Genomic DNA, 1,933 nt, shown 5'->3' with positions numbered 1-1,933 from the left:
CGGCCAGCCCGCCCACGCCCGCGCCGCCGTGCTTGCGCGCGCGCCACCACAGCACACCGCCCGCGGCCGCGAGCACGACGCACACGAGGAGGGCGATCAGCAGGCCGACGAGCGTCGCGCCGCCGGACTTCTGCGCGCTCGGCTGCGCGGCCGACACGAGATCGACCGGATCGGCGGCGACCGACGTGACGCTCACTTCGTCGTACGTCAGCCCTTCGACGCTATGGACGACGAGGTTCTTGATCTGCGGCGTCAGCGTCGCGAGATTCGCGTTCGGCCGGTACTTGATGAACACCGACGCCGACGACGGCTTCGCGACCTGTGCGAGCGGATCGTTGTTCGGCAGCACGATGTGCACGCGCGCGACGACGACCCCGTCGATTTTCGACAGCGTGTCCGACAGCTCCTGCGACACGCCGTAGATGAACCGCACGCGCTCCTCGGTCGGCGTCGACACGAGGCCGTCCTTCTTGAACAGCGCGCCGAGATCGTCGTAGCGCGTCGCGGGCAGCCCGCGCGCGCGCAGCACTTCCATCGCCTTGACAATCTGCTTGTCGTCGACGGCGAGCGTCCACGTCTTGCCGCCGTCGGGCGTCTTCTTCTGCGCGTCGACACCGTTCTGCAGCAGCGCGGCCATCATCTCGTTGCAGTCGCGCTCGGCGAGGCCGCCGTACAGCTCCTGCTGGCAGCCGGCGACGAGCGCCGCGCACGCGAGCAGCACGGCAAGCCGGGCCGCGCGGCGGCGGCCGCCGGCGGCGATCGGGGAAGGGAGTCGTTCCATGGTCACTGGTTCTTCATCAGGGAGCCGATCGCGTCCTTCGTCGACGTGACGACGCCCATCTTCGCCTGCAGGTCGATCTGCATCGCGGTCGCCTCGGCCGACGCCTGGATCGACGCCGCGAACATCTGGTTCATCGACAGTTCGTCCGCGTGCTGGCTCAGGTAGGCGGAGTTGTCGAGCACCTGCTTGATCGCGGCGTCCGACGTCTCGACGAGCTTCGACACGGCGCTTGCTTCGCGCGTATGCGCGACGGGCGGCGTCGGCGTCGCGTTCGACATCAGCGCCTGGAAACGGCTGGCGACGTCGGCCGGGACGTCGGGCGTCGGCGCGGCGGTCGCGCCGGCTGGCGCCGCCGCCGCGTCGGAGAACGCGACGTCGAGCGCGCGGGTCAGGTCGACCGGGGAAAGCGGGGCATTCATGCGGGCCTCCTCGTCAAAGACGCAGATATTGCTGATGCGCGAACGCGGCCTGCGCATCGAAGCCGCCCGCCGGGTTCGCGGGCGGCGCATCGGGCGTGTCGCCGTTGGCCGCCGCGGCCGATTCAGGAAGCTCCCAGACACCCGTGCGATCCGCGTGTTCCTTCGCGAGCATCACGTCGTGCTGCCGCTCGAGCGCGCGCACGAGCGCGACCGCCTGCGCGGGGCTGCCGGCCGCGAGTACCTCGTCGGCGGCGATCCGCCATTCCGGATCGCGCTTCAGTTGCAGCGCGAACGCGAGCAGCGCCTTGCCGTAGATCGTGTTCGTAGTGCCGTTCGCGATCTCCGCGAACACGCGCACCGCGTCGTCGAAGTTGCCGAGCGCGACGTGCAGCATGCCGTCGAACATGTCGGCGGCGGGCAGTTGCGGCGCGAGCACGCGCAGCGCGTCGATCAGCAGGCCGATGTCGTAGGGATCGGCGGCCGGGCCGTCGAGCGCGCCGCCGAGCGCGAGGCTCGCGGCGTCGATCAGTTCGTTCAGCGCCGCTTGGTTGCATCGCAGATAGGTCGGCCGGGATTCGTCCATGGTGTGCGCTCCGTGTCGCCGCGCGAGCGGCGCATGTCGTTGAGGAAATGGCGTATGAAGCGCAAGGTAGCAGCGCGCCGCGCCCGCCCGGCCGCCGATGCGAAGTGCGCGCGCGCGAGGCGAAGCGCCGCGCGCGCTTCGCGCCGGACC

4 protein-coding genes are annotated in these 1,933 nt (G+C 70.6%); all 4 read right to left on the bottom strand.

Annotated features, from left to right (window positions below):
• A partial coding sequence (gene sctJ / locus ACPUER_RS36520; RefSeq protein ID WP_425133551.1) for a type III secretion system inner membrane ring lipoprotein SctJ occupies positions 1–781 on the bottom strand: 781 nt, incomplete at its 3' end.
• Between the two features lie 2 nt (positions 782–783).
• Positions 784–1,200, bottom strand: coding sequence for a type III secretion protein HrpB2 (locus ACPUER_RS36515; protein ID WP_175959164.1), 417 nt, complete (start codon positions 1,198–1,200; stop codon positions 784–786).
• A 13-nt stretch (positions 1,201–1,213) separates the two neighbouring features.
• Positions 1,214–1,783 carry an HrpB1 family type III secretion system apparatus protein gene (locus ACPUER_RS36510; RefSeq protein ID WP_072436862.1) on the bottom strand — a complete coding sequence of 190 codons (570 nt, stop codon included), beginning with the start codon at positions 1,781–1,783 and terminating at the stop codon, positions 1,214–1,216.
• The coding region (locus tag ACPUER_RS36505; protein WP_425133550.1) for a hypothetical protein at positions 1,735–1,933 on the bottom strand (199 nt) is incomplete at its 5' end. The genes ACPUER_RS36510 and ACPUER_RS36505, both read right to left, overlap by 49 nt.

It is taken from the genome of Burkholderia sp. DN3021 (genome assembly GCF_049805555.1).
In the GTDB taxonomy this organism is placed as follows: domain Bacteria; phylum Pseudomonadota; class Gammaproteobacteria; order Burkholderiales; family Burkholderiaceae; genus Burkholderia; species Burkholderia pyrrocinia_C.
Note: the sequence above shows the minus strand (reverse complement) of the source record. Positions and strands in the feature narration are given on the sequence as shown.

Excerpts from the sequence above, each read along its gene's own strand:
- ACPUER_RS36515 (WP_175959164.1), bottom strand. The coding sequence starts at position 1,200 with ATGAATGCCCCGCTTTCCCCGGTCGACCTGACCCGCGCGCTCGACGTC.
- ACPUER_RS36510 (WP_072436862.1), bottom strand. The coding sequence starts at position 1,783 with ATGGACGAATCCCGGCCGACCTATCTGCGATGCAACCAAGCGGCGCTG.